Raw genomic sequence first — 24,234 nt, 5'->3', positions numbered from 1 at the left:
ACCAAGGGGGCGCGCTTGTTCACGATTATCATCCTGACATTCCTGCTGCTTGCAGTGGCGCTGGCGGTCGCGATCGGCATGGCGATGCGCAATGCCGGCAATCGCAGTTGGAGCTTCGAACTGTCGCGCGTGATCGGCGATGCCTTTGGCGCGATTTCGCAGGCACCGTTGCTCTTCGCGGTCATCGTGCTCATCACCAGCGGCGCACCGATGGCGGCTGCGTTCACGATGATCGGATTGATCGATTGGGGGCCGTCGCCGCCGCTCCTCGCGGCTTTCGGCCTCGGGCTGACGGCGTTGGTACTGGGCCAGATCGGCCATTTGTTGCTGGTCGCGGCCACGCTTGACCTGCTCGATCGGCGACCGCTTGAACTCAGGGCTATCTTGGCGCGGATATTGCCGCTGTTGCCCTCGGCAATGCTGCTGCTGATCCTGTTCTGGCTCGCGATCGGCGTCGGCTTTGCCTTTTTCGTCATTCCCGCGCTGGTCCTTGCCTGCCTGTGGTTCGTCGTCACCCCCGCAATGGTCGCCGAACGGCTGGGCGCGTTCGCCAGCTTCGCGCGTAGTGCCGAGCTTACCGCCGGGGTCCGCTGGCAATTGCTGTTGCTGCTGGTGATCGGCGGTATCTTCTGGACGGTGGCGCAGGCGATGATCGGCGGCCTCGCCGCGATCACCGGCGATGGGCTGGCGTCCACCATCGTCTACACCATCCTCACCGCGATGCTGGGCATGATCCCGCCCGCCGTGGCCGCTTCGGCCTATCACACGCTGCGTGCCCAGAAAGAGGGGCTGCGCGTCAATGATCTTGAACAGGTGTTCGCCTGAATGAAAAAATACCGACAGGGAGAATGCAACAACATGCGTAGCGCGATCACGATCCTGGCCGCCGCAAGCCTTGCCGGTTGCGCCGCCAATGGCGCCGGCGAGCCCAAGACCGCCTCGGCCAGCCCCAAGGCGGCAGCCCCCGGCAAGGGCAAGGGCTTCGACCACAACCCCTATCCCTCGACCTACCGCGCCTATCCCGGCCAGCCGACGCTCATCACCAACGTGACGATCCTTGACGGCGAAGGCGGGCGGATCGACAATGGCGCGGTGCTGTTCCGCGACGGCAAGATCGTCGAGGTCGGCCAGCAGATCGCCGCCGCCGACGCGCAGGTGATCGACGGGCAGGGCAAATGGGTCACCCCCGGCATCATCGACGTCCACAGCCACCTTGGCGACTATCCCTCGCCCGGCGTGCAGGCGCATTCCGACGGCAACGAAGCGACCTCGCCGATCACCGCCGAAGTCTGGGCCGAACATTCGGTCTGGCCGCAAGACCCCGGCTTCAGCCGCGCGCTCGCCAATGGCGGGGTGACGACGCTCCAGATCCTGCCCGGCTCGGCGAACCTGATGGGTGGCCGTTCGGTGACGCTCAAAAACGTCTATGCCCGCACGATGCAGGGGATGAAGTTTCCCGACGCCCCCTATGGCTTCAAAATGGCCTGCGGCGAGAACCCGAAGCGAGTTTATGGCGGCAAGGGGCGCGCGCCCTCGACCCGGATGGGCAATGTCGCGGTCAACCGCGCGACCTGGGCCAAGGCTGCCGAATATGCCCGCAAATGGGACAAATATGAAACCAGCGGCGGCGATGCGCCCACCCGCGACATTCAGCTCGATACGCTGCGCGGCGTGATGGCAGGCGAGATACTGGTCCACAACCATTGCTACCGCGCCGATGAAATGGCCATCGTCATGGATATGGCCAAGGAGTTTGGCTACAAGGTCACCGCCTTCCACCACGCGGTCGAAAGCTACAAGATCGCCGATCTGCTCAAGGCCAATGGTGCCTGCTCGGCCGTATGGGCCGACTGGTATGGCTTTAAGATGGAAAGCTACGACGCGGTCACCGAAAACCTCGCGATCCTCGAAAATGAGGGCGCATGCGCGATGATCCATTCGGACGACGCCAACGGCATCCAGCGGCTGAACCAGGAAGTCGCCAAAGTATGGCACGCCGCGCGCCGCGCCGGCATGGACATTTCCAAGGAGCGCGCCTGGCGCTGGCTGGGCATCGGCCCTGCCGCCGCGCTCGGCGTCGCCGACAAGACCGGCAGCCTCAAGCCCGGCAAGATGGCCGATGTCGTGCTGTGGAACGGCGATCCCTTCAGCGTCTACACCCGCCCCGAGCGCGTGTGGATCGACGGCGCGCTGATGTACGACGCCAACAACCCAAAGATGCGCCCGGTATCCGATTTCGAACTCGGCCAGCCCGGCGAAGGAGACACCAAGTAATGCGCGCCCTTGCTTTCGCGGCGGCATTGCTCGCCGGCACCGCTATCCCCGCCGCCGCGCAGGACGTGGTCATCACCAATGCCAAGCTGGTGATCGGCGACGGCTCGGCCCCGATCGAGGGCGGCACCGTCGTCATTCGCGGTGGCCGCGTCGTCTCGGCGGGGCCGGGCGGGACAGCCCCTGCCGGCGGTCGCACGATCGATGCCGGTGGTCGCTGGGTATCGCCCGGCATCGTCGCGGGGTTCAGCCGGATGGGAATCATCGAAGTCGACGGTGTCAGCGAGACCAATGATTCCTCGGCTGCCACCTCGCCCTTCAACGCCGCGATCGACGTCGCCTCGGCAGTCAACCCGCTATCGGGGCCGATCGCGGTCAACCGCACCGAAGGGATCACCCGCGCGATCGTCGCGCCCGATCCGCGCGGATCGATCTTTGCCGGGCAGGGCGCGGTCATCGATCTTGGCGGCGACATGAACCCGATCACGCGCGCCAAGGCGTTCCAGTTCATGGAATGGGGCCAGACCGGCGGCGAGCGGGCAGGGGGCAGCCGCCCCGCCGCAATGGCGATGCTGCGAAACGCGCTGTTCGAAGCGCGCACCTATGCCGCCAATCCCGCCAGCTACAATGATCGCGGCAAGGATGCGCTGCTTACCCGCGCCGACGCGCAGGCACTGGGGCCGGTGCTGCGCGGCGAAATGCCGCTGCTGGTGCATGTCGAACGCGCGTCGGACATTCTGACGATCGTCGCGCTCAAGCGGGAGTTCCCCACGATCAGGCCGGTGCTGGTCGGCGCGACCGAAGGCTGGATGGTCGCGCGCGACATCGCCGCCGCGCAAATCCCCGTCATCGCCTCGGCGCTCGCCGATCTTCCCGCCTCGTTCGAGCAACTGGCGGCGACCCAATCGAACATCGGGCGATTGAAGGCGGCGGGCGTGCTGGTCGGCATCGGCCAGATCAACGACGATGAATCGCGTCAGGCGCGGCTGGTGAAGCAATATGCCGGCAATCTGGTGGCGCTCACCAGAATCCCCGGCGCGGCGGGCCTCAGCTGGGACGAAGCGTTCGCGACGATCACCTCAAAGCCTGCCGAGGCGATCGGCATGGCCGGGGAGATCGGCTCGCTCCGCCCCGGTCGCCGCGGCGATGTCGTGATCTGGGACGGCGACCCGCTCGAAGTCGGCACCGCGGCCACCACGGTGTTCATCGACGGCGTCGAACAATCGCTCGAAAACCGCCAGACCCGCCTGCGCCAGCGCTATCTCGATCCCAAGGAGGGCGCGCTGCCCAAGGCGTATCAGCACTGATCGCCAATCGCTGCAGCCCGCAGCATTGCTACGGACCTCAGGGTTGGCTTGCACGTTTGCATGGTAGCGAGCATTGGTTGGATCCAGTGCCGCTGTCGTGTGCGTGGAAGGATGAGCGATCGTTAAGGAAAGCAGTGCAAGGTTCAAGGCCTTGGCTTGTCGCGGCGGCACGCCGGGCAAGGCCGGGCCAGGCCGCCCGCGCGACCCGGCAAAGCAGGATGCCATCATCAGCGCCGCGCGCGAATCCTTCATCGAACGCGGTTACAACGCATCGACGATCGAAGACATCGCGCACCGCGCCGGCGTGTCGAAGGTGACGCTCTACAATCGCTTCGGCGACAAGGAGACATTGTTCGAAGCGGTCATTCGCGGCGAAATGCCGCGCATGAACAGCGCCTTGGCAATGGATGAAGAAGGCGACCTGCCGTTGGAAGATCGACTGAACCTGTTTGGCGAAGGCCTGCTGAACTTCATCTTCCACGAAGACCATGCGGTGTTCGAACGGATGCTGGCGCAGGAAATCACCCAGGTGCCGGCGCTTGCCGAGCGCTTCTTTCGCGCCGGCCCGGCATTGTGCCGCGAACGGCTGGGCGAGATGATTGCCGAGGGACATCGCGAAGGCTTGCTCGAGGCCGACGACCTGCTGCGCGCTGCCGAGGATCTGGTCGGCATGTGGAAAGGTTTTTCGGACATCGAACTGATGTTCGGCATGATCCCCGAACCCACGCCCGAAATCGTGCGGGCGCGAGCGGCGCGCGGCACCAGCCGGTTCCTGCGCGCCTATTCGCCGCAGTCTCCCAAACCCGTTGCCGAAGGAGAAACGACGTGAAGAATATCCTGATTCCCGTGCTGGCCGCTGCATTCACGCTTGCCGGTTGCGGCAGCGAGCCCGCGCCTGCACCTGCCTCCCCGCCTGCCAATGCGGTCGCGGCAGACGGCACCGATTATCAGGCGGCGGTGGCGGCCTTGCCCGAGGCGCAGCGCAACGGCGTGTTCATTCGTGCGATTCGCGATTCAGGGCTTCCCTGTCAGGGCGTTACGTCGAGTGAGCGGCAGGGGGATACCGGCTCGGTATGGCGTGCCCGCTGCGACGATGGTGTCGATCACATCATTTCGATCGAGGCCGACGGTAACGCCAAGGTTTCGACCCGCGCGACCGCCAATCAGCCGGCCAAATAGTAGAATTTCCTGCAAGACCCTCTCCCATGCGCGGGAGAGGGTCTTGCCGGCGATATGGCAGGTCGGCGGTTACAGCCCGACGACGCCGCCATCATTCTTGCGGATGAACACGACGCCCGAACGCGGGCGCGTGCCCGCTGCCGGCGCAGTCGCGGCCCCCTGAGTTGCCGGCCAGGCGCTGCTTGGTGCTGCCGGCGTTCCGTTTTCGCCCGGATGCTGGATCCCCACGAACAAGGTGCGGCCATCGGGGGTCGAATCGACACCGGTGATTTCGCACTGGATCGGTCCGGTCAGGAAACGGCGCAGCTGCGTGCCCGGTGCCGCGCCGATCCGCGTGGTTACCGTGCTGGTGGCACCGCCCGCCGAGTTGGTGACCGTGCGGGGGCCGCCGTCGCCCACCCGGCCCGGGAATGCCGCCAGCATCTGGTTGTTGGTGACATCGGTAAATGCGCCGTCGTCGGTCTGCACCCACAATAGCGGATTGCCCTGGCCCGATGCGTTGCTGGGTCGACCGAACCACAGGCCGTCGGGGCTGGAGAAGTCGTTGTCGGCGGTCAGCCCCGACAGATTGATGTTGGTCGCATCCAGATCCGATCCCGCACCAAAGACATAGACGTCCCAGGTGAAGGCGGTCGCTTCGGTCGTGTCGCCGGTTTCGCGCAGCCGCAGGATGTGGCCATTGCGATTGCCAATCGAAGTGCTGGGCGGATCGACATAGGCGCGTGGGTTCGCCGCGTCGACATTGGCGACGGTCCGCGACGAATTGTTGGTCAACGTCAGGTACATTTCACCCGTGGTCGGGCTGACGGCGGTCCATTCGGGACGGTCCATCCGCGTTGCGCCCTGTACGTCGGCGGCGAGCCGCGCGTGGGTCAGAACGTCGGCCTGATCGGTAAAGGCATAGGTCGCGTTGGTCGAGGTGACGTTGCCCTGGCCGAACACCAGCGGCAGCCATGCGCCCGAACCATCGGCGTTGAAGCGCGCGACATATAGCGTGCCGTTATCGAGATATTTGTCGCCCATCGCCAGGCGATCGGTCGCGTTCGCGTCGGCGGCGACCCACGGCGTGGCCGACACGAATTTGTACAGATACTCGTTCTGCGCGTCATCGCCCTGATACCATGCCGGGCGACGGCCAACGACGAAATTGCCGGGCCAAGCACCCTCATGGTTCATACGGCCCATCGCGGTGCGCTTGCGCGGTGCCCTGGTGCGATCATAGGGATCGATTTCGACGCACCAGCCATATTGGTTCGGCTCGTTGCGATAATCGGCGGTCGCGCTCGCGCCGGTTGCCTGTGCGTCCCACTTGCGAAAGATCGTGCTGGCGGCATCGGCGGGGGTCACCGAAGCCCAGGCATAATTGCCGTTCACGCTGCGAACGCCATAGCGGTTCAGCGCGACCAGTTCCTTGGCCGTCCGGCGGGCATCGTCCGACGCGGGCGGGCGGCGGAAATAGCCGGCCCAATTTTCTTCGCAGGTCAGGTTGGTCGCCCAAGGCGTGACGCCATTGGCGCAATTGTTGATCGTGCCGCGGCCATCGGTGCCGCCGGGCGAAAACACCGTCTGCACCAGCGCACTACCGCGCACCGGCCCGTTGATCACCATCGGCGTGTTGGGGGTGATCCGGCGGTTGAAGGTGCTGTCCTGGACATAGGCCCAGCCGCCGGTCGCGGTCTGGATCACCTCGATCACGCCGACGCCATGCGCTTCGATTTCCTTGATCGCTTCGCCTTCGGGACGGGCAGGGGCAACGCCGCTGCCGCCAAGGCCGGTCGGGCCGTTGGGGTGCAGATATTGCTCGTTGAGGTTTTCGTAATTCTGCACCAGCAACCCGCGAATGCTGCTCGAATCGTCGCGCGTGCCAGCCGAATTCAGGCCGTAATAATAGAGCGCATCGCCATGATCGCCGATCCGCTGCGCGAAATTGGTATCGGTGCCGTTATTGGCATAGGCAGCGACGCCCGCGGCGATCGGATCGCCCAGTCGCGCCAGCACGCCCAGCGAATAGCCGGTTGGTACGGTCACCACGTCGTTGCGGTTCTTGGCAATCGCGGTGAAGCCCAATTGCGCCGGCGAAATCGTCACCGTCGCATCGGCGCTGCTGGCCTGGCCGCCCTGGTCGGTGGCGGTGTAGCGGAACACCAATGGCGTGGCGGCGGTTACCGACGGTGCGATGAACGTCGCGGTCGCGGTCCGTGCGTTGGTCAGCGTCACGGTCTGCCCGCTGGTCTGGGTCCAGGCGGAGGTGACGATGCCGCCATCGTCGGTGGCGGTGCTGGTCAGCGTCACGATCCGGCCCGCACTGGTCGCGCCGCTCGATCCGGCGGTGACGACCGGAGCCGAATCATCGGCATCGTCCGCATCGTCGCAAGCTGCCAGCAATGTGCCGCCGAACACCGCCAGCGCCGCTGCCGACACACCGCCGCGCAGCGTTTCGCGGCGCGAATAACGCCGGTCGATCAGGTCGCTCAGATGCGAATTGCTGGTCGGGTTGGTATCGATGTCGCCATCGGTATAGCCCGCCGTCATGTCCATGCTGTCGCTCATAATATCCCCATATCTTCGCATTTCACGATGCAATTCGCATTCGATAGCCCTTTGGGCCTACAGCCTTACAGCCACATGCACCTTTGGTTACCGATCGACGTAATTGAGAAGTCACGTTTAAGACAAGGCTTTCCGGGCAGGGCGGTGCTTGTTTGACCGGGGGGTGAGCGGCTAGGCGAAGCCATGCACCCTGCCGCCGACCCACCCAGCCTGGCCGACCGCCTGATCGCAGCGATCCGTGCGAAGCGGCCACGGACGCCGGTACCAGTCGATCGCGCATCGCCAAGCAATGCGCCCGCTGCCCCCGGCTCGCGCCGCTTCGGCATCGCGCTTGCAATCCTGCTACCCGCCGGCCCGGTGCTGAGCTGGGGCGTGGCGAGCTGGCAGGCGGCGGCGATCCGGCAGGAAATCCAGGCACAGCGCCGTACCGCCGCGCCCGCGCTCGCCACCCGCGCCGCCGCCCTGGCCGATCGCGCCGCGCTGACCACCACCGCGCCGGCAATCGCCGACATCCTCAACGCGCTTGCGCTGACACTGCCGCGCGACGCCCGCCTCGCCGCCGTCGCCGCCGACGAACATGCGCGATTGAGCGCCGATGTCGCGACCCCCGATCCCGACACGCTGCGCGCCGCGCTTCGCCGCGATCCGCGCACCGCCGCGCTGCGCGACATCGATCAGGCACGCGGCGACGGCGTCATCCTCGTCCGCTTGCGACAGACAGCACCATGACCAGCCGCTGGACGATCATCGGCGGCGCGATGGGGCTGGCGGCGGCGCTGGCCTCGATCTGGCCGATGCTGCACGCGATCGACGACCTCGGCAGCGTCCGCGCGGCGCGAGCCGCCCTTGCCGCCGAACGGGAAGCACCGCCGGTTCCGCCGCTGCTGCCCGACGATCGCATCACTGCAGCGCGTGATGCCGACACCGCCGCGCGCGCCGCTGCGCTCAGGATACGGCGCGCCGCCACCGCCGGCGGGGTGCTGGTCGAAACGCTCGCCACGATCGACCCCGCCAGCCCGCACGTCGCCCGGCTCACCCTGTCGGCGTCGGGCAGCGAAAAGGCGGTGCTAGCCTTCGCCGATGGCATTGAGCGCGCCGATCCGGTGCTGCGCTGGCGGCGCTGGCGGCTGGCGAGCATTCCCGGCGGCGCGGTGCGGGTCGAGGGAGAGGTACTGGTGCCATGGCGCTGACTCGCGAACAGACCGGCTGGTGCGCCGCGCTTGCCGTGCTGGCGATTGCCACGCCCTTGATGGTGGCGCTGGCCCCGTCGCCTGAGGCCCTCCAGCCACCCAAATTGCCGGCACCATCGATTCGCGGCACACCGCCGCCGCTCGATGCAGCGCTCGCCCGCCCGCTTTTTGGCGCAGTCACCGAAGCGCGCACCACCCCCGCCGACGCCCCGGCGCTGATCGGCATCGCCGGCCGGCTCAACATCGACGCGGTCGCATTGGTCCGCACCGCCGATGGCACCAGCCGAACGCTGGCGGTGGGCGAAGCCGTCGATGGCTGGCAGCTGCGCGCGCTGGCGATCGACGCCGCCTTCTTCACCCGCGGCACGCAGGAAGCGCGCGTGCCGATGCCCGGCAGCGAGGAGTAGCGGCCAGCGTTGCCGCGGGCCCCCTCAATAAATCCCGTCGATTTCCACCGTCAGCCGGGGGGCGGGGGGCTTGAGCAACAGGCTGCGGCGCTCGGTCGTTGCCGCTTCGGCATCGCGCAGCCGCTGGTAGCGTTCGTCCGATTCGCGTGCCGCATCGTCGCTCGATCGCAGGATCGTCGGCTTCAGGAAGATGAACAGCGTCCGCTTCTGTCGTGATTCACGGCGGGATTTGAAGAATTCGCCCAGGATCGGAATATCGCCCAGGATCGGCACCTGGCTGCGCTGGCGGGTGTAGTCGTCCGAGATCAGCCCGCCCAGCACGATCGTGCGGCCATTATCGGCCAGCACCGTGGTGTTGATCGCGCGGCGATTGGTGATGATGTCCGCCGCCTGCTGCAACTGCGTCGGGGCGATCGACGATGCTTCCTGGCTGATTTCGAGCCGGATCGTGTCGCCCGCATTGATCCGCGGCAGCACACGCAGCGTGATGCCGACGTCCTTGCGCTCGATCGAGGTGAAGGGCGTCGCGCCTGCATTCTGCGTCAGGATTGATCCGGTGATGAACGGCACTTCCTGCGCCACCACGAATTCACCCACCTTGTTGTCGACCACCGTCACCGATGGCGTCGACAGCAGATTCGATCGCTGCGAGGTGCCGAGCGCTTGCACCAGGATCGAAAAATCGTCGCCGATCGCAAGATTGCCGGTGAAGCCCGTCCCCAGCAGTCGGGCGATCGGAACGCCAAGCGTGCCCAGAATCGCCCCCAGGCTGACCTGTCCCGGCCCGCCGAACGATGTCGCCGCGCCCTCCGCTCGGCTAAGCACAGCGCCGCCGGTGCCGATCTGCACCGCCAGCTGCTCGCCCTCGTCGCCGGTGATCTCGGCGATCGCGGCCTCCAGGATCACCTGCGGGCGGCGGACGTCGAGATCGGTGACGATCGTTTCCATGCTGGCGACGGCGCTTGGCGTGCCGCGCACCACGATCGCGTTGATGTCGGGTGCGGGCTGGACGGTCAGGTCGGGCGTCGAAAACCCCTGTGCCGGCTGGTCGCGCTGCCCCTCGCCGACGGTGCTGATGCTGCCACCGCCGCCGGTCGCGCCGCCCAGGGCACCTGCCGCGCCGCCGCCGTTCGAATTGACCAGCCCCGACAGGGCGGCGGTGGGATCGGCCCGCCCGCCGCCGCCGATGCCGCTGCGGGTGCCGCGCGATTGCAGGCTGCGCGCGACCGGATTGCTCGCCTCGCCTTCCTGCCCCAACACCCCGCGCAACACGTCGGTGACGCTTTCGGCATCGGCATAGTTCAGCCGGAACACCCGCGTGATCGGCGTCGCGCCGCCCGGCGTGTCGAGGGATAGTGCGATGCGGCGCGCCTCGGTCACCGACGAAGGCGTGCCGCGTACCACCACGATGTTGCTGCGCGGATCGGCGGCAACGCGCGCGCCGCCGGCTTCGCCTTCGCCCAATACTTGCGCGATCGCCGCCGCCACTTCGGGGGCCGACCCGTTGCGCAGCGGGATCGTCGCAAAGGTCTGCCCGCCGCCGCCGTCCAGGCTGCGCATCAGCGATTCGACGCGGCGCACATTGTCGGCATAATCGGTGATGACGATGGCGTTGGGGCTGGCGAGCGGCTCGACCGATCCGAAGGTCGCCACCAGCGGCCGCGCGATCCGCGCCGCTTCGGCAGCGGGCACGTTCGACAGCCGGATCATCCGCGTCGTCAGTTCCTGCCCTGCGCCCGAACGCCGCACGCCGCCGTCGCGCACCGCATTGGCCTGCGGCACGATCCGCCACGCGCGCCCCGATTGCACCGCGGCAAAGCCGTTGGCGCGCAGCACCGACTGGAACAGCTCCCACACCCCAGCCGCCGACAAGGGCTGCGCCGACGTCACCGTCACCGTGCCCCGCACTGCCGGGTCGAGGATCAGCGTGCGCCCGGTCAGCCGCGAAATCTGGTCGGCGACATCGGCGATCTCGACCCCGCGCATGTTGACGACGATGTCGCCCGGCGGCCCGTCCTGCGCGACGAGCGGCTGGAGCGCGGTCGCGGCGAGCGCGAGGAGCAAGAAGGTGCGTTTGGCCACGAGTCGATTCTCTAGCGTAAGGGGATGGTGAGCGTGCGCGATTTGCCGTCGCGCACGACTTGTATCTGTGCCGATCCGCTACGCGCGGCAGCGGCGAAGGCGGCCTGATCGGCGGCGCCGCGCCCCAGCGCCTGGCCGTTGAGCGACTGGACGACATCGCCCGGCTGCATCCCCGGCGGCGCGTTCTCACCAACGGCATAGCCACCCTCTGTCGGCGTCGCGTCGAAGCGTTGTAACAGTGAAGCGCCGGCCTGTGCGGCGGGGGCAGGGGGCGTGGCAGTCGGCGCGGTGCCGGGGGCTGCCGGTGTGCCCGGCGGCGGCAGTGGCCCGGCGGCGGGATCGGGAAACGCCAGGAATTCGGTGCGCCCGGCATTGTTCAGCAGCACGCGGTCGCGCTGAATCGCCTCGATCGTCGCGCCGCCGACGCTGTCGCCGATGCGGAACGGCTTGGCTGCCTCGTCCGCGGTGGCGATATAGGCGACCGAGAAGCTGGCGGGCAACGCGAACACCACGCCCTTCAGCGTGATCTGCAATCCCGTCGCCTGCGCTGCCGACACCTGCGCCGCCTTGCCAAAGGGAGCGAGCGCGAGCGCAGGCGCGATGTCGGGCGCGGTGCTCACCGGCCGCGTGCCCGACGGCACGGTGATCGCGCCTTGTCCGGCATGGCCCGCGATCCGCCAGGTCAGCCCGGCCAGCGCCCATGCGACCGATGCCACCACGGCACCGGTGAACAGGTCGATCGCCAGTTTCGACTGGCGCGGGGTCATGATGATCGGGCGGTTCATAGCGCGCCTGCGTCAAGGAAACCGTCGAGCGATGCAAGCGGCGATGCGCTGCGTCCGCTGGCGTCCCTCGCGAACACCTCGATCCGCACCCGCTCGATCTCGGGATCGTCGGTGCCGGTCCTTCGCACCGCCACGCGCCAGGGCTGGCCCAGCATCTCGACCTGATCGGTCGGGGCAAGTCCGATCTCGAGCTCGGCCAGGCGATTCTCCGCCACCCACATCGCCACCGCCCGCTGCTCCATGCCCCGCGTCGAATCGATATGCGTCTCGGTCGTGCGGATCAGCCCCACAGTGGCAATCGCGAGAATGGCCAGCGCCACCATCGCCTCGATTAATGAGAAGCCTGCTTCTTCCCCCCTCCCGCTTGCGAGTTTCAGGTCGGTCATGCCCCCGGCATGACCTGAACGATGCGGGGCATCGTTCACCTGAAACTGGGTCGGGGGAGGGCTTGTCCGCAAAAACAATCCGTGAAGGGACAAGCCCTCCCCTAACCCCTCCCGCAAGCGGGAGGGGGACATGCGCCCGTAAGATCGCACCCCCCTCACGCCGCCGGCATCACGTTGGCGGTAAGCCCGTCATACAACACCACCCAGCGCTGCGACCCGGCTTCCACCGTCGCGGTCATCGGCTTGCCAGCGCCGTCCGGCCCCAGCACCACCGGCGGGCGCAGCGACAAGGTCATCGTCATTCCCCCCGGCAATTGGTGAAACCCCAGCGCATCGCCCTCGAACGGCAGCATCTCGCCGCCGGCTCCAAACCGCGCAAAGCCGTATCCCGATTTGAGCGCGGTAAACGCCACCATCGTATCGCCCAGCATCGCATCGTCCGCCGCCGCCTGCAGCCGCTGCGCCAGCCTGCGCGCCTCGCTCTCGGCCGAGGGCGAGCGAGTCGCCGCGCCGATCCCCAGCGTCACCGATCCCGCCGCCACCGCGATGATGGCCAGCACGATCAGCATTTCGATGAGAGTCATGCCTACCTCGCCGGCACGCCGGGCGGGCATTGCTTATTTCCCGCCCGTCAGGTCCGCGTCGAGACCCTCGCCGCCGGGCTGGCCATCCTTGCCGAGCGATTTCAGCGCGAACCCGCCGGGTGCGGGCGAAGCATATTGATACGGATTGCCCCAAGGGTCTTCGGGCACCTGCCCCAGATACCCCTCCGACGACCAGCTCGACGGGATCGGCGGGGTCGTTGGTTTTTCGGCGAGCGCCTTCAGCCCCTGCGCCGTCGTCGGGTACGAGCCATTGTCGAGCCGGTACATTTTCAGCGCGGCGGAAATCGTGCGGATGTCGGTGTTCGCCACCGTCACTCGCGCTTCGTCGGGCCGCCCGATCACGTTGGGCACGATCAGCGCCGCCACCAGCGCGATGATCGCCAGCACGACGATCATCTCGACCAGGGTCAGCCCCGCCTCGTTTTCCGCGACATTGGGGTTTTGAGCGATGGTGCGCGCGCGGGATTGTCCGCGGGCACACCGGCTGTCATGAAACTGTTTCAATAAGATGCGCATCCACGCCCCATGCGACCGGTCCATGAAAGCAATGTTACAATCGATGGCGCCCCCGGCATGAGCCACCAGCGAACCTCCGCAGATCAGCGCCCCGCAGCGGGCGTCTGGATGCTCGACGGCGGCGGCGTCACCATAGCCGATGGCGAAGGCCCGGCAACCTTGCTGGTGCCCAGCGAAGACGTGCGGCTGCTCGCGGTCGACCTGCCGCTGCCCACCCGCGCCAAGCGGATCGAGGCGTTGCCCTTCGCGATCGAAGAGATGATCGCCGATTCGCTCGATTCGGTGCATCTGGTGCTTGGGGCCGAAATCGCCCCCAAACGCTATCTGGTTGGCGTCGTCCGCCACGAAAGGATGGAAATCTGGGCGGCGATCGCCGACGAGGCCGGGCTGGGGGGAGCCGCGATCGTTCCCGACTCGCTCGCGCTGCCACAGCCCGATCCGGGCGAATGGGCGGTGCAATTGGGCGACACCCGCGCGGTGGTGCGCGCGGGCGATGGCACCGGCTTCGCGTTGCCCGCGCCCGTCCTGCGAACCGCCTGGGACGCCGCCGGCCGCCCCGCGATCCGCTCCTATGGCGCGCTGCTGCCCGAGGATATGGACGCGCTGCCCGCCGAGATGGGCGACGCCCCGCTCGTGCGTCGACTGGCGAACCCCGCGCTCGATCTTCGCACCGGCCTCTATGCCCGCCGCCGAGTCGCGGTGCCCAGCTATCGCCGCCGCCTCGCCTGGGTGATCGGTCTCGGCATCGCGGCGCACGCCTCGATCGCGCTCGCCGACACGCTGATGCTCCAGACGATCGCCGATCGCCGCCAGGATGAGACGCGGCTGCTCGTCGCCACCGCCGCGCCGGGCACCCCCACCAACGCCGCCGACCTTGCGGGCTCGGTCGCCGACATGCTCCCCGAACCCGGCAGCGCCAGCGCCTTCCTGCCGCTGGTCACCCGCGTATCGGGCGCGCTCGCCCCGGTCGCGAGCGCGATCACCGTCCGCTCGATGCGCTTTGAGGGATCGACGCTGATCCTCGACCTCGATCCGCTCCAGCCGGGCACCGCCGCGCGAATCACCACGGCCTTGGCCGACGCGCGGATCAATGGCCGCGTCGTGCAAGGCCCCGGCGGCACCCTCCGATTGACGGCGACCGGCGCATGAGGACGATCCGAATCATCGAACGCAGCCGGATCGAGGGCGCATTGCTCCGCCTCGACAGCTGGTGGAGCGGGCTGACCCAGCGCGAGCGCATCCTGGTCGCGGTGCTCGGTGCGCTGCTTGCAGGCGTCGTGCTGGTCTATGGCGTCGTCAAGCCGATCCAGGCCGCGCGCGCGCAGGCGCAGGCCGACATCCGCACCTATGAAACGCTCAACGCCCGGATCCGCGCCGCGGGCACGCTCACCCCGGGTGGCACCCGCCGCGAAGGCCCGCCCGAAGCGATCGTCACCGGCGCGGCGGAGGGCTTCGGCCTTGTTCCCACAGTGACCCCCATCGAAGGCGGCGTCCGCGCCGTCGTCACCGACGCAAGCTACGACAATGTCGTCGGCTGGATCGCCGAAGTCAGCCGTTCCTCGGCACTCGGCGTCGTCCGTACCGACATCGTCCGCCGCCCGACGCCGGGCCATGTCACCGCCACGGTCGAGTTCGCGCCATGACCGACACGCTGATCATCACCGAAACCACCACCCCGCCGCCGATCGCGCGGCTGCCCTATGGTTTTGCCCGCAAGCACGGCGTGCTGCTGCGCGCGGGGCAGGGGGGCACCGAATGCGTCCATCGCGCCGACGTGACGCTCGACGCGTTGATCGAGATCCAGCGAATCGCTCCCGGCGCGGCGATGGTCGCGGTGCCCGACGACGCTTTCGACGCCGCGTTGAGCGCCGGCTATGGCGACCGCAGCACCAACGCCGCCGATTTCGAGATCACCGAAACCGACCTCGCGGCGCTCGCCGATTCGGCGGCGGCGGTCGACGATCTGCTCGACACCCGCGATGATTCGCCTGTCATCCGCCTGATCAACGCGCTGCTGCTCGAAGCGATCAAGGAAGGCGCGTCCGACGTCCATGTCGAAACGCAGGAAAAGCGCCTCGTCGTCCGCTTCCGCATCGACGGCGTGCTGCGCGACATCGTCGAGCCGCAGCGCGCGCTCGCGCCCTTGCTGGTCAGCCGGATCAAGGTGATGGCCAAGCTCGACATCGCTGAAAAGCGCACCCCGCAGGATGGCCGCGTGACGCTGCGGATCGGCGGCCACGATGTCGACGCGCGCGTCTCGACCATTCCCACCCAGCATGGCGAGCGCGTGGTGATGCGCTTGCTCGAACGCGGCGGCATGACGCTCGACCTCGGCAAGCTTGGCATGAGCGACCGTGATCGCAGCGTCTTCACCCGCCTGCTCGAACGCCCGCACGGCATCCTGCTGGTCACCGGCCCCACCGGCTCGGGCAAGACCACGACGCTCTACACCGCGCTAACCCGGCTCAACGATCGCAGGCGCAACGTGATGACGGTCGAAGACCCGATCGAATATGAGCTCGCCGGCATCGCCCAGACGCAGGTCAACCCGCGCACCGACATGACCTTCGCGCGCGGCCTTCGCGCGATCCTGCGCCAGGACCCCGATGTCATCATGGTCGGCGAAATCCGCGACCAGGAAACCGCGCAGACCGCAGTGCGATCGGCGATGACCGGCCATTTCGTGCTCTCGACGCTCCACACCAATTCGGCGGTCGGATCGGTGACCCGGCTGATCGACATGGGGGTAGAGCGCTATCTGCTCGCCCCCATGGTCGTCGGCCTGTGCGCGCAGCGGCTGGTCCGCCGGCTATGCCCGCACTGCCGCCGCGAGGATGTCGCGACCCCCAGCGACGCGCTGCTGCTGGGCAATGTTCTCGCGGTTGGCGACCCGGTGTGGCGTCCGGTCGGCTGCGACGAATGCAATGGCGACGGCTATCGCGGGCGTGCCGGCCTGTACGAAGTCGTGGCGGTCGACGATCGCTTTCAGGCGATGATCCACGACGGTGCTTCGGAAGCCGAGCTCGAGCGCGCGGCCAGGGGCGGCGACAATCCGTCGCTGCTCGACGATGGCGTGGCGAAAGTGCGGGCAGGGGTAACGACGGTCGAAGAGGTCGCGCGGGTGGTAAGGGATGAGGCGTGATACCCGCGCATACCGTTCGTCCTGACTAGGGCTGAGCTTTGCGAAGCGCGCGGCGGCTACGCCGATCCAAAACGCGCGCTATAGGGCACCAGCCTAACAGGCACCGCAATTTTCCCGGACTTTCGATGACATGGGCGTGTCGGAAAAATTCCGACAATGCGCATGTCATGCAATGCGTGGGACTTTCGATTAGTCCGTCTGCATGATCGCCAGTTCAAGCCCGTTGGGATCGCGGAAGTGAAAGCGTCGCCCGCCGGGAAATGCGAAGATCGGCTTGCTGATGCTCCCCCCGGCCCCCTCAACAGCGGTCTGGGCCACTTCGATGTCGTCCACCAGTACCACCGGCAGGGGCATGGTTGGCGCTTCGGTCATGTCCCCCTGTAGCCCGAGGTCGACGTCGCCAGTCATGGTGCATGCATAGCTGGGACCGAAGTTGGTCAGTTCCCAATCAAACACGGCTGCGTAGAACGCCTGGGCCGCGCCAAGGTCGCGCGCGGGAAGCTCGATGAAGTTGATGCGTGCCATGCGGATCTCCTATGCTTGCTTGCGAACACGTTTCGCGGGCAGGGCTGAAGCGCTGCGGATTACCCATGACCTTAGCTGGTCCGGCTGCGACAGCATCGATTCGGGAACGACGACATAGGATTTGCTGGCCGGTTGATCGGCTTCGTAGCGAAGCGGTTCGGCTCCCGGCACGGCCAGCAAAGCGTCGCGCTCGCTGCCAGCAAACTTCAAGGCCAGTCCGACGTCGGAAAGCGAAGCAAACGGCTTGCCATCGACATACGCAAAGACCCCGCCGAACATCGGCCGAAACGTGACATTCAGATCGGGAGGTGCCGCGCCGGCCAAAATCGGCTGCAACAGCTTGGGGTCGTGTGCCACGCCGGGGACTTCCTTATTGCGGTCTTATGGTATGCTCTGCCGATAGCATGGGCCTCGGCTGTTCAGTGAAGGCGTTGCCGCAAACGACATTACCAGCCCTGTCTTCTTGCCGGGCAGGCTAGCATTTCACTTCATGACTGCAATAGGGTTGGCAGGTTGGACGTGTGGCGACGGACCCAATCTACGCTCGAGGCGAACGGTCAGTGAGGAGGATGCAATAACCCACCCCAGCCAACAGCCTCGCCGCATCCTGGTCCTCGGCAGCACCGGCACCATCGGCCGCGCGACCGTTCGAGCGCTGGTGGCACGCGGATATGAAACCATCTGCTTCGTGCGCCCAAGAGCAACGCCCGACGTGGACGCCAACTTCCCTCCCGATACCACCAAAGAAAAGAACGGCTCTTCCACAAGCGCAGTGCGAACGGGAGGGGGGCAAAACCCAATCCTCCGCCACGGCAACATCACCGATCCCGACGCGCTCAGCGCCGCCATCGCCAACGAAAGCTTCGACGCGATCATCTCGTGCCTCGCCTCGCGCACCGGCGCGCCCGCCGACGCCTGGGCGATCGACCATGCCGCCCACATCCACGCCCTCGCCGCCGCCAAGGCCGCCGGCATCCCGCATTTCATCCAGCTCTCGGCGATCTGCGTCCAGAAGCCGCTGCTTGCCTTCCAGCATGCCAAGCTCGCCTTCGAAGCCGAACTCATCGCCTCAGGCGTGCGCTATTCGATCGTCCGCCCCACCGCTTTCTTCAAATCGCTATCGGGGCAGGTCGAGCGAGTCCGCAGCGGCAAACCCTATCTGCTGTTCGGCGACGGCAGCCTCACCGCGTGCAAGCCGATCAGCGATGACGATCTCGCCGCCTATCTGGTCGATTGCCTCGACGACCCCAGCCGATGGAACCGCATCCTGCCGATCGGCGGCCCCGGCCCGGCGCAGACCCCGCGCCAGCAAGGGGAGGCGCTGTTCGCCTTGCTCGGCCGCCCGCCACGCTTCCGCCAGGTGCCGGTGAAGCTGCTCGATACGATCATCGCGGTGCTGTCGGCGCTTGGCCGCATAGCGCCGACGCTTGCCGCCAAGGCCGAACTCGCGCGGATCGGGCGCTATTACGCCACTGAATCGATGCTCGTGCTCGATCCGCACACCGGTCGCTACGACGCCGACGCCACCCCCTCGACCGGCACCCAGACGCTCAGCGGCTATCACGCGCAATTGCTCGCGGGGCAGGCCAGCGCCGAACGCGGCGATCACGCGGTGTTCTGATCGCACAGGAACCGCGCGCGCCGCCGCCGGTTAAGCCCCCGCAACGATAAGGGGAAAATCGCGATGCTGTCCGATGCCAACGCCACCATGCTCGCCCGATTGGGCTTTGCCGCGCGCGGGCTGGTGTATGTGCTGGTCGGCTGGTTCGCGATCACCGCCGCGATGGGCGGGGGGCAGGCCGCCGACAATCAGGGCGCGATCGCCTCGCTGGCGGGCGGGCCGTTCGGGCAGATCGTGCTGGCGGTCGTGGCGGCGGGGCTGCTCGGCTATGCCGTCTGGCGGCTGACCGAAGCCATCGCCGATCCCGAACGGATCGCGCATGACGGCAAGGGCAATCTCAAGCGCGCCGCCCACGCGATCAGCGGCACCGCGCACGTCATCCTCGCCTGGACCGCCGCCAAGCTGGCGCTCGATCTCGGCTCCGCAGGTGGCTCGTCGCCCGGCGACGAAAGCGCGCGCGACTGGACCGCGTGGCTGCTGACACAGCCACTTGGCCGCTTCCTGGTCGCCGCCGTCGCGATCGGGCTGCTGGTCGCCGCGTTCCAGCAGTTTAAAAAGGCGTATAAGGGCGACTTCATCAGCGAATTGCGCGGCAATGCGCCGGCACCCGGCTATGTCTGCACGATGGGCCGGATCGGTTATGGCGCGCGCGGGCTGGTGTTCCTCATCATCGCGGGCTTTTTCACCGTCGCTGCGTGGCAGTCCCGCGCGAGCCAAGCTGGCGGCATGGCCGACGCGCTCGCCGCGCTCGAATCGCAGCCCGGCGGCAAATGGCTGCTCGCCGCGACCGGCATCGGCCTGGCGCTGTTCGGGGTGTACAGCCTGATCGAAGCGCGTTTCCGGCGCATGCACGTCAATCTGCCCGGCTGATAGCTTCGCCCCCATCGACAAACCTGTCCTCCATGCGCCGGTTGTGCTTAAACGCGGCGCATGACCGTCCCTGTCCCTATTGCATGCGATAACCTTCGCCCGCAGCGCAGCGCGACAGGGGCCGCACGATGACCGCCTATGCCTATCGCGCCGCCGATCGCAGCGGCGCATCGCGCAAGGGTATGATCGAGGCATCGTCCCCCGCCGCCGCGCGCGCGGCGCTGCGTGAACAGGCGCTGCTGCCGCTTTCGGTCGAGCCCGCCAATGATCGCGGGCCGTCGGTCGGGTCGTTCCGCCTGCCGTCGCTTCGCCGTAAGGGCCTGAGCGCGCGCCAATTGTCGACCGTCACCCGCCAGATTTCGACGCTGGTGGGATCGGACATCCCGATCGAGGAATCGGTCCGCCTGGTCGCGGCGCAGTCTGAAGTCCCCGCCGTTTCGGCGCTGCTCACCGACGTGCGCGGCGCGATCCTCGATGGGCGCAGCTTCGCCGCCGCGCTGGGGCAACAGCCACAGGCATTCCCCGAATTCTACCGCGCTTCGGTTGCGGCGGGCGAACAATCGGGCAAGCTGCCCAGCGTGCTCGATCACCTCGCCGAATTCGTCGAATCGCGCCAGGCCAATGGGCAAAAAATGCAGTTGGCATTGCTCTATCCGGCGCTGCTGGCGACGGTCAGCTTCGGGATGATGGCGCTGCTGATGGTCTATGTCGTCCCCGACATCGTCCGCGTATTCGTCTCGCGCGGGGCCGCGCTGCCGTTCCTGACGCGCGCGCTGATCGCGGTCAGTGCGGGGTTGCAGCATTATGGCCTGTATATGTTGCTGGCGGCGGCGATCGGCTTCCTGCTGTTCGGTCGCTGGTCGCGCGTGCCCTCCAACCGGCTGCGGCTGCATCGTTTTTTCAGCGAGACCAAACCGTTCGCGCGCTTCAGCCGCCAGTTCAACGCCGCGCGCTTCGCGGGCAGCCTGGCGACGCTCGTCGGCAGCGCGGTGCCGCTGGTCGAGGCGTTGCAGGCCGCCGCAGCGGTCACCCCCAACCTCCATGTCCGCACCAAGGCGCTGGGCATCGCCGCGCGCGTCCGCGAAGGGGTAAGCCTGCGCGCGGCGATGGCCGAATCGGGGGTCTTCCCGACGATGCTCGTCGCGATCGTCGCCAGCGGCGAAGCCAGCGGCCGCTTGGCCCCCGCGCTCGCCCGCGCCTCGGGCGAGCTCGAACGCGAGTTGGACGGGCTGGTCGCCACCTTGGTCGCTTTGGTCGAGCCGATGGTGCTGCTGCTGATGGGCGGGCTGGTGCTGATGATGGTGCTGGCGATCCTGCTGCCGATCATCAACCTCAACAATCTGGTCGCAATTTAGAACAGGTTGGTCCGATGCTGACGCATTTATTTCATCATTCCCGCGAAGGCGGGAATCCATATTCCGGTGCGGTGGTTATGGATTCCCGCCTTCGCGGGAATGACGAAGAAACGACTGATGGATCAGCCTAAAATCTTTCCACCCTATAAGTCGCTCTCGATCCCGACCCCCGCGGGCAGTCCGGTAAACGGCAGCATCGCTGCGCCATCCTTGGTCAACTGCACCTTATACCCGCCATCCTCGCTAAGCGTCGCGTCGATCAGCGTCCGCCGCCGCTGGCCGATCGGGGCCAGCCGGATCCGGCTCTCGGTGCCGATATGCTCGGCGGTCAGGATCATCGCCGGCGTCGCGCTGGCGATCCCGGGCACCGCTGCACTCTTGGCGCGTGCCGAGCAGCTACCCGGATCGATCGTCGCATTGCCCTCGACCAATTGCCCCTCGCCGCCCAGCCGAAGCCGTGGCAGCTCGATTTGCATCGTCAACTGGCAGGCAAAGGGTAGCTTGGGAAACACCGCGCCCAGAAGCGACGCATCCGCCGACCCGCTGACATGGTCGAGCCGCACCCCGCCGCCGCGCAGCAGCGCCTGACCACCCATGTCGCTATCCGGCCCCTTGGCGGTCCAATCGACCGCAAAGCCCAGGCTGGTCAGTGAGCGCAGCGGTGCCCAGCGCCACGCCACCACGCTGCCCCCGGCAACCCCGACTTCGCCGTTCCACACCGTGCCCGCCACCCCGGTGCGCCACGGCTTGTTCTTCAGGAACACGCTGGCGGGCATCGTCGCCACCATCGCCGCGCCGTAAGCGGCTATGCCGATGCCGGCGAACAGCGTAATACGCCGCCGTGCCTGAATTCTTGTATCCTGGAGTAGCGGCGATGAACCGGCGGGCAGCGCTTCGCTTTCTGCGATCCACCCTCGTCGTATCGTCGGCGACATGGGCCGCATCCCCCTTGCTGGCGGCGAAGAAGGCCGACAAGCGGCCGATCGCCCTGCTGGTGCCGCTGACCGGCCCCCATTCGGCGCTGGGACTTAGCATGCAGCGCGCCGCCATGCTTGCCGAAAACACGCCCTCGCGGCTGATGGTTTTCGATACCGGCGGCACGCCGGTAGGCGCGCAGGCTGCGGCGCTGGCGGCGATGAAGGCCAGATGCGCGATGGTGCTTGGCCCATTGCTCGCCGCCGAAGCCGGCCCGGTGGTGCAGGCGGTCGCGGGCCGCGCGCCGGTGATCTGCTTCTCGAACGACCCCGCCGTGCGATCGACCGGCGCTTTCGTGATGGGGATCACCGCGACCCAGGTAACCGGCGCGGTGCTGCGCTACGCCCGCACTCGCGGTATCCGGCGGGTAGCGGTGATCGGCGACGGCAACCCCTGGGCCACCGCCGCCGCCACTGCCGCCGAAGCGTTGCAGGGCGAACTCAACATGGCGGTCCAGCGGATCGAGGTGCTGCCCGGCGGCGTCGTGCCGGGCGCGGGCGACGCGCCCGACGCGGTGATGATCCCCGGCGGCGGCGAGACGATGATGGCGGCGGCGCGCAATCTAAAGGGCAGCGGCATCCAGTTGCTCGGCACCGTCCAGGCGCTCGATCATCGCCCGGCGTCGCTCGAACTGCTCGATGGTGCCTGGCTCGCCAGCCCCGATCCGGTGGCGTTCGGCGCCTTTGCCAGCGCCTATGAAGGCCGGATGGGCGGTGCCCCCGGCGCGATCGCCGCACTCGCCTATGACGCAGTCACGATCTGCCGCCAGCTTCGCGAAAAGAGCACGCTCGACCGCGCGGGGCTGCTCGCAGAACCCGCCTATCCGGCAGCGACCGGCCCCTTGCGCTTCCGCGAAGACGGCAGCGTGGCGCGCGACATGGCGATCGTCGTGGCGGGGCCTGACGGCTATGAAAAAGTCGCGATGAGCCGGGGCGCATGAGGGCAGGGGCTCTTCTTCCCCCCTCCCGCTTGCGGGAGGGGTCGGGGGAGGGGCTGTCGCTAGTCCATGTCCCTGGTGATGCGAATTGCCCTGCCGCAAGCGGGAGGGGAGAAGCCGGCTTCACCCTCCTCGAATTGATGATCTCGCTCGGCCTGTTCGCGCTCATCGCGGTCGCCGGCCTCGCGCTGGTCGACAGCGTGCTCGGCGTTCAGGTCCGAACCGCCACCCGGCTCGATTCGCTCTCGAACGTCAGCCGCGCGATGTTCGTCGTGTCGAGCGACCTCGAACAGATCGCGCGCGGCCGCGTCGTCTCGAACGGGCGCGACCTGATCTTCACTCGCGTCGCCCCCGGCTTCGGCGGCCCGCCGGTCGAGGTGCGCTATACGCTCGCAGGCGGCACGCTGCTGCGCTCGATCGGCGGCGCGCCGCAGCGGCTGCTGTCGGGCGTCACCGCCGCGCACTTCCGCTTCGAAGACGGCGGCTGGCGCGCAGGCTGGCCGCTGTCGGAGGAAGCAGCGGAGGATTGGCCCCGCGCGATCGAAATGGAGCTTGGCATCGAAGGACGCGGCACGCTGCGCCGCGTCGTCGCGCTCCCCGCCCGCCCCGAGCAGGCTCCGTGACTCAGCGGCCGCCGCCGCCCGGCGAAGAGGGCATGATCCTCATCAATGTCCTGCTGTTCGTCGCGATTGCCACCGGCCTCGTGCTGCTGATGGTCAACCGCGAGGAACTTGCGCTCGACGGTGCGCTGCGGATGCGTGAGGCTTCGCGCGCGCTGGCGATCGTGCGCGGCGGCGAAGTCTCCGCCCTGGTGGCGCTTCGCCGCGACGCGATCGAGGCCCCGCAGGTCGATCACGCCGCCGAACCCTGGGGCGCGCTTGCGGAAAGCGGTATCGCGATCGATGGCGGCACGTTCGACCTGGTGATCGCCGATGCAGAGGGGCGATTCAACATCAATAGCCTGCGATCGGGCGAGGCTGCGCCGGTGATCATGTTCAGCACGATCGCGCGGCAGGTGGGGCTTAACGAGGAACAGATGCTGCTCGCGATCGCCTATGTGCGCGGGCAGGGGCCGGTTACCGATCTTCGCCCGATCCGTCTCGCCGGGGTCGAGCCGGCGGTCGCCGATCGGCTGCAGCGGCTGGTCACCGCCTTGCCCGGCATCACCCAGATCAACCTGAATGCCGCCGATCGCGAGATGCTGTTGTTGCTGTTTAACGATCCCGCAGTGGTCGACCGGCTGATCGCGGTGCGCAAGCGGCAGGGCTTTCTGACGCCGAAGGATTTAAGCGACCAGAACGTCAGCCCGCCGCCGGGCACGCGCTTTGCGTCGAACACCTTTTGGGTCCGCACCCGCGCGACGATCGGCGGCACCGCGCAATCGGGGGCTGCGCTGATCCAGCGGCGGCGACGCGAGGATGGCAGCATCGAAACCGTCACCGTCGAACGCTGGCGCAACGCCGCGGTCCCGCCCGAGGCTCCCGCCTTCGTCGCCCCCGCATGATCCGCAAGGCTTTCTAGCCGGTCGTCG

Annotated in this window: 26 protein-coding genes; 17 read left to right on the top strand and 9 right to left on the bottom strand. The window is 67.5% G+C overall.

Going from position 1 to position 24,234, the window contains the following annotated elements; translation table 11 throughout:
- Window positions 1-15 precede the first annotated feature (15 nt).
- The 5 genes from QU44_RS07880 (at window position 16) to QU44_RS07860 (ending at window position 4,757) form a co-directional block, all read left to right on the top strand.
- Window positions 16-825 (top strand): hypothetical protein, encoded by an 810-nt coding sequence (locus QU44_RS07880; protein ID WP_033921357.1) that lies wholly within the window; start codon window positions 16-18, stop codon window positions 823-825.
- Window positions 826-858: 33 nt separating this feature from the next.
- Window positions 859-2,274: an amidohydrolase gene (locus QU44_RS07875; RefSeq protein ID WP_033921395.1), complete on the top strand. Its 1,416-nt coding sequence runs from the start codon at window positions 859-861 to the stop codon at window positions 2,272-2,274.
- The gene (locus tag QU44_RS07870; RefSeq protein ID WP_033921356.1) at window positions 2,274-3,578 is read left to right on the top strand and encodes an amidohydrolase family protein; all 1,305 of its coding nucleotides are present in this window, start codon (window positions 2,274-2,276) and stop codon (window positions 3,576-3,578) included. Before QU44_RS07875 ends, QU44_RS07870 begins: the two co-directional genes overlap by 1 nt.
- Window positions 3,579-3,729: 151 nt before the next feature.
- Entirely contained in the window at window positions 3,730-4,407 is a 678-nt protein-coding gene (locus QU44_RS07865; protein WP_052134479.1) for a TetR/AcrR family transcriptional regulator, read from the top strand.
- Window positions 4,404-4,757: a hypothetical protein gene (locus QU44_RS07860; RefSeq protein ID WP_033921355.1), complete on the top strand. Its 354-nt coding sequence runs from the start codon at window positions 4,404-4,406 to the stop codon at window positions 4,755-4,757. Before QU44_RS07865 ends, QU44_RS07860 begins: the two co-directional genes overlap by 4 nt.
- Window positions 4,758-4,826: 69 nt before the next feature.
- Here QU44_RS07860 and QU44_RS07855 read toward each other — a convergent pair whose 3' ends face one another.
- The gene (locus tag QU44_RS07855; RefSeq protein WP_033921354.1) at window positions 4,827-7,307 is read right to left on the bottom strand and encodes a PhoX family protein; all 2,481 of its coding nucleotides are present in this window, start codon (window positions 7,305-7,307) and stop codon (window positions 4,827-4,829) included.
- 183 nt (window positions 7,308-7,490) lie between these two features.
- Here QU44_RS07855 and QU44_RS07850 point away from each other — a divergent pair, with 183 nt between their 5' ends.
- Genes QU44_RS07850 through QU44_RS07840 form a run of 3 tightly spaced genes read left to right on the top strand, consistent with a single transcriptional unit; the run spans window position 7,491 to window position 8,904 of the window.
- On the top strand, window positions 7,491-8,036 hold the full coding sequence (locus QU44_RS07850) for a hypothetical protein (protein ID WP_033921353.1): 546 nt from the start codon (window positions 7,491-7,493) through the stop codon (window positions 8,034-8,036).
- On the top strand, window positions 8,033-8,497 hold the full coding sequence (locus QU44_RS07845; protein WP_033921352.1) for a hypothetical protein: 465 nt from the start codon (window positions 8,033-8,035) through the stop codon (window positions 8,495-8,497). Before QU44_RS07850 ends, QU44_RS07845 begins: the two co-directional genes overlap by 4 nt.
- Window positions 8,488-8,904 carry a hypothetical protein gene (locus tag QU44_RS07840; RefSeq protein WP_052134477.1) on the top strand — a complete coding sequence of 139 codons (417 nt, stop codon included), beginning with the start codon at window positions 8,488-8,490 and terminating at the stop codon, window positions 8,902-8,904. The genes QU44_RS07845 and QU44_RS07840 overlap by 10 nt, the downstream gene beginning before the upstream one ends.
- Before the next feature lie 24 nt (window positions 8,905-8,928).
- Here QU44_RS07840 and gspD read toward each other — a convergent pair whose 3' ends face one another.
- From gspD to gspG, 5 genes are all read right to left on the bottom strand, one after another.
- A complete protein-coding gene (gene gspD, locus QU44_RS07835; RefSeq protein WP_052134475.1) occupies window positions 8,929-10,986 on the bottom strand; it encodes a type II secretion system secretin GspD in 2,058 nt (685 codons plus the stop codon).
- A gap of 11 nt (window positions 10,987-10,997) precedes the next feature.
- The gene (locus QU44_RS07830; protein WP_052134473.1) at window positions 10,998-11,771 is read right to left on the bottom strand and encodes a type II secretion system protein N; all 774 of its coding nucleotides are present in this window, start codon (window positions 11,769-11,771) and stop codon (window positions 10,998-11,000) included.
- Window positions 11,768-12,157: a type II secretion system minor pseudopilin GspI gene (gspI, locus tag QU44_RS07825; protein WP_033921351.1), complete on the bottom strand. Its 390-nt coding sequence runs from the start codon at window positions 12,155-12,157 to the stop codon at window positions 11,768-11,770. The genes QU44_RS07830 and gspI overlap by 4 nt, the downstream gene beginning before the upstream one ends.
- 155 nt (window positions 12,158-12,312) lie before the next feature.
- A complete protein-coding gene (locus QU44_RS07820; RefSeq protein ID WP_033921350.1) occupies window positions 12,313-12,771 on the bottom strand; it encodes a prepilin-type N-terminal cleavage/methylation domain-containing protein in 459 nt (152 codons plus the stop codon).
- A gap of 3 nt (window positions 12,772-12,774) precedes the next feature.
- Window positions 12,775-13,278, bottom strand: coding sequence for a type II secretion system major pseudopilin GspG (gene gspG, locus QU44_RS07815; RefSeq protein ID WP_033921390.1), 504 nt, complete (start codon window positions 13,276-13,278; stop codon window positions 12,775-12,777).
- Window positions 13,279-13,335: 57 nt separating this feature from the next.
- Between gspG and gspL the strand changes: the two genes are divergently transcribed.
- From gspL to gspE, 3 genes are read left to right on the top strand one after another with little or no spacing between them, the layout of a single operon-like run.
- Window positions 13,336-14,427, top strand: coding sequence for a type II secretion system protein GspL (gene gspL, locus QU44_RS07810; RefSeq protein ID WP_033921389.1), 1,092 nt, complete (start codon window positions 13,336-13,338; stop codon window positions 14,425-14,427).
- Window positions 14,424-14,921 (top strand): type II secretion system protein GspM, encoded by a 498-nt coding sequence (gene gspM / locus QU44_RS07805; protein ID WP_033921349.1) that lies wholly within the window; start codon window positions 14,424-14,426, stop codon window positions 14,919-14,921. Before gspL ends, gspM begins: the two co-directional genes overlap by 4 nt.
- Entirely contained in the window at window positions 14,918-16,420 is a 1,503-nt protein-coding gene (gene gspE / locus QU44_RS07800; RefSeq protein WP_052134468.1) for a type II secretion system ATPase GspE, read from the top strand. The genes gspM and gspE overlap by 4 nt, the downstream gene beginning before the upstream one ends.
- 189 nt (window positions 16,421-16,609) lie before the next feature.
- On the opposite strand, the gene QU44_RS07795 is transcribed toward gspE, so the two are convergent.
- Both QU44_RS07795 and QU44_RS07790 read right to left on the bottom strand, forming a co-directional pair.
- The gene (locus QU44_RS07795) at window positions 16,610-16,945 is read right to left on the bottom strand and encodes a VOC family protein (RefSeq protein WP_033921348.1); all 336 of its coding nucleotides are present in this window, start codon (window positions 16,943-16,945) and stop codon (window positions 16,610-16,612) included.
- 9 nt (window positions 16,946-16,954) lie between these two features.
- Window positions 16,955-17,269, bottom strand: coding sequence for a TfoX/Sxy family protein (locus tag QU44_RS07790; protein ID WP_156141018.1), 315 nt, complete (start codon window positions 17,267-17,269; stop codon window positions 16,955-16,957).
- Window positions 17,270-17,519: 250 nt separating this feature from the next.
- Between QU44_RS07790 and QU44_RS07785 the strand changes: the two genes are divergently transcribed.
- The 3 genes from QU44_RS07785 to QU44_RS07775 all read left to right on the top strand — a co-directional run bounded on the left by QU44_RS07785 (window position 17,520) and on the right by QU44_RS07775 (window position 20,791).
- Window positions 17,520-18,566, top strand: coding sequence for an NAD(P)H-binding protein (locus QU44_RS07785; protein ID WP_033921385.1), 1,047 nt, complete (start codon window positions 17,520-17,522; stop codon window positions 18,564-18,566).
- Window positions 18,567-18,629: 63 nt separating this feature from the next.
- Window positions 18,630-19,436, top strand: coding sequence for a DUF1206 domain-containing protein (locus QU44_RS07780; RefSeq protein WP_033921347.1), 807 nt, complete (start codon window positions 18,630-18,632; stop codon window positions 19,434-19,436).
- Window positions 19,437-19,564: 128 nt separating this feature from the next.
- Window positions 19,565-20,791, top strand: a complete 1,227-nt coding sequence (locus QU44_RS07775) for a type II secretion system F family protein (RefSeq protein WP_033921346.1) — start codon at window positions 19,565-19,567, stop codon at window positions 20,789-20,791.
- A gap of 143 nt (window positions 20,792-20,934) precedes the next feature.
- On the opposite strand, the gene gspN is transcribed toward QU44_RS07775, so the two are convergent.
- Complete coding sequence (gene gspN, locus QU44_RS07770) at window positions 20,935-21,726, bottom strand: type II secretion system protein N (RefSeq protein ID WP_231621661.1); 792 nt, start codon at window positions 21,724-21,726, stop codon at window positions 20,935-20,937.
- 14 nt (window positions 21,727-21,740) lie between these two features.
- Between gspN and QU44_RS07765 the strand changes: the two genes are divergently transcribed.
- The 3 genes from QU44_RS07765 to QU44_RS07755 are packed head-to-tail and all read left to right on the top strand — an operon-like array spanning window position 21,741 to window position 24,207.
- Entirely contained in the window at window positions 21,741-22,706 is a 966-nt protein-coding gene (locus tag QU44_RS07765; protein WP_231621660.1) for an ABC transporter substrate-binding protein, read from the top strand.
- A gap of 53 nt (window positions 22,707-22,759) precedes the next feature.
- The gene (locus tag QU44_RS07760; RefSeq protein ID WP_443018083.1) at window positions 22,760-23,326 is read left to right on the top strand and encodes a type II secretion system protein GspJ; all 567 of its coding nucleotides are present in this window, start codon (window positions 22,760-22,762) and stop codon (window positions 23,324-23,326) included.
- Window positions 23,323-24,207, top strand: a complete 885-nt coding sequence (locus QU44_RS07755; protein WP_231621659.1) for a general secretion pathway protein GspK — start codon at window positions 23,323-23,325, stop codon at window positions 24,205-24,207. The genes QU44_RS07760 and QU44_RS07755 overlap by 4 nt, the downstream gene beginning before the upstream one ends.
- Window positions 24,208-24,234: the final 27 nt, after the last annotated feature.

The organism is Sphingomonas sp. 37zxx (genome assembly GCF_000786205.1).
In the GTDB taxonomy this organism is placed as follows: Bacteria; Pseudomonadota; Alphaproteobacteria; order Sphingomonadales; family Sphingomonadaceae; genus Sphingomonas.
This window is presented reverse-complemented; position numbering and strand designations above follow the sequence as displayed.

Bases quoted from the DNA above. Each gene is read 5' to 3' on its own strand.
- QU44_RS07870 (WP_033921356.1), top strand. From the start codon at position 2,274: ATGCGCGCCCTTGCTTTCGCGGCGGCATTGCTCGCCGGCACCGCTATC.
- QU44_RS07820 (WP_033921350.1), bottom strand. From the start codon at position 12,771: ATGCCCGCCCGGCGTGCCGGCGAGGTAGGCATGACTCTCATCGAAATG.
- gspI (WP_033921351.1), bottom strand. From the start codon at position 12,157: ATGACCGACCTGAAACTCGCAAGCGGGAGGGGGGAAGAAGCAGGCTTC.
- gspN (WP_231621661.1), bottom strand. From the start codon at position 21,726: ATGTCGCCGACGATACGACGAGGGTGGATCGCAGAAAGCGAAGCGCTG.
- QU44_RS07830 (WP_052134473.1), bottom strand. From the start codon at position 11,771: ATGAACCGCCCGATCATCATGACCCCGCGCCAGTCGAAACTGGCGATC.
- gspE (WP_052134468.1), top strand. From the start codon at position 14,918: ATGACCGACACGCTGATCATCACCGAAACCACCACCCCGCCGCCGATC.
- QU44_RS07875 (WP_033921395.1), top strand. From the start codon at position 859: ATGCGTAGCGCGATCACGATCCTGGCCGCCGCAAGCCTTGCCGGTTGC.
- QU44_RS07850 (WP_033921353.1), top strand. From the start codon at position 7,491: ATGCACCCTGCCGCCGACCCACCCAGCCTGGCCGACCGCCTGATCGCA.
- QU44_RS07845 (WP_033921352.1), top strand. From the start codon at position 8,033: ATGACCAGCCGCTGGACGATCATCGGCGGCGCGATGGGGCTGGCGGCG.
- QU44_RS07840 (WP_052134477.1), top strand. From the start codon at position 8,488: ATGGCGCTGACTCGCGAACAGACCGGCTGGTGCGCCGCGCTTGCCGTG.
- QU44_RS07855 (WP_033921354.1), bottom strand. From the start codon at position 7,307: ATGAGCGACAGCATGGACATGACGGCGGGCTATACCGATGGCGACATC.
- gspG (WP_033921390.1), bottom strand. From the start codon at position 13,278: ATGCGCATCTTATTGAAACAGTTTCATGACAGCCGGTGTGCCCGCGGA.
- gspL (WP_033921389.1), top strand. From the start codon at position 13,336: ATGAGCCACCAGCGAACCTCCGCAGATCAGCGCCCCGCAGCGGGCGTC.
- gspM (WP_033921349.1), top strand. From the start codon at position 14,424: ATGAGGACGATCCGAATCATCGAACGCAGCCGGATCGAGGGCGCATTG.
- QU44_RS07780 (WP_033921347.1), top strand. From the start codon at position 18,630: ATGCTGTCCGATGCCAACGCCACCATGCTCGCCCGATTGGGCTTTGCC.
- QU44_RS07775 (WP_033921346.1), top strand. From the start codon at position 19,565: ATGACCGCCTATGCCTATCGCGCCGCCGATCGCAGCGGCGCATCGCGC.
- QU44_RS07795 (WP_033921348.1), bottom strand. From the start codon at position 16,945: ATGGCACGCATCAACTTCATCGAGCTTCCCGCGCGCGACCTTGGCGCG.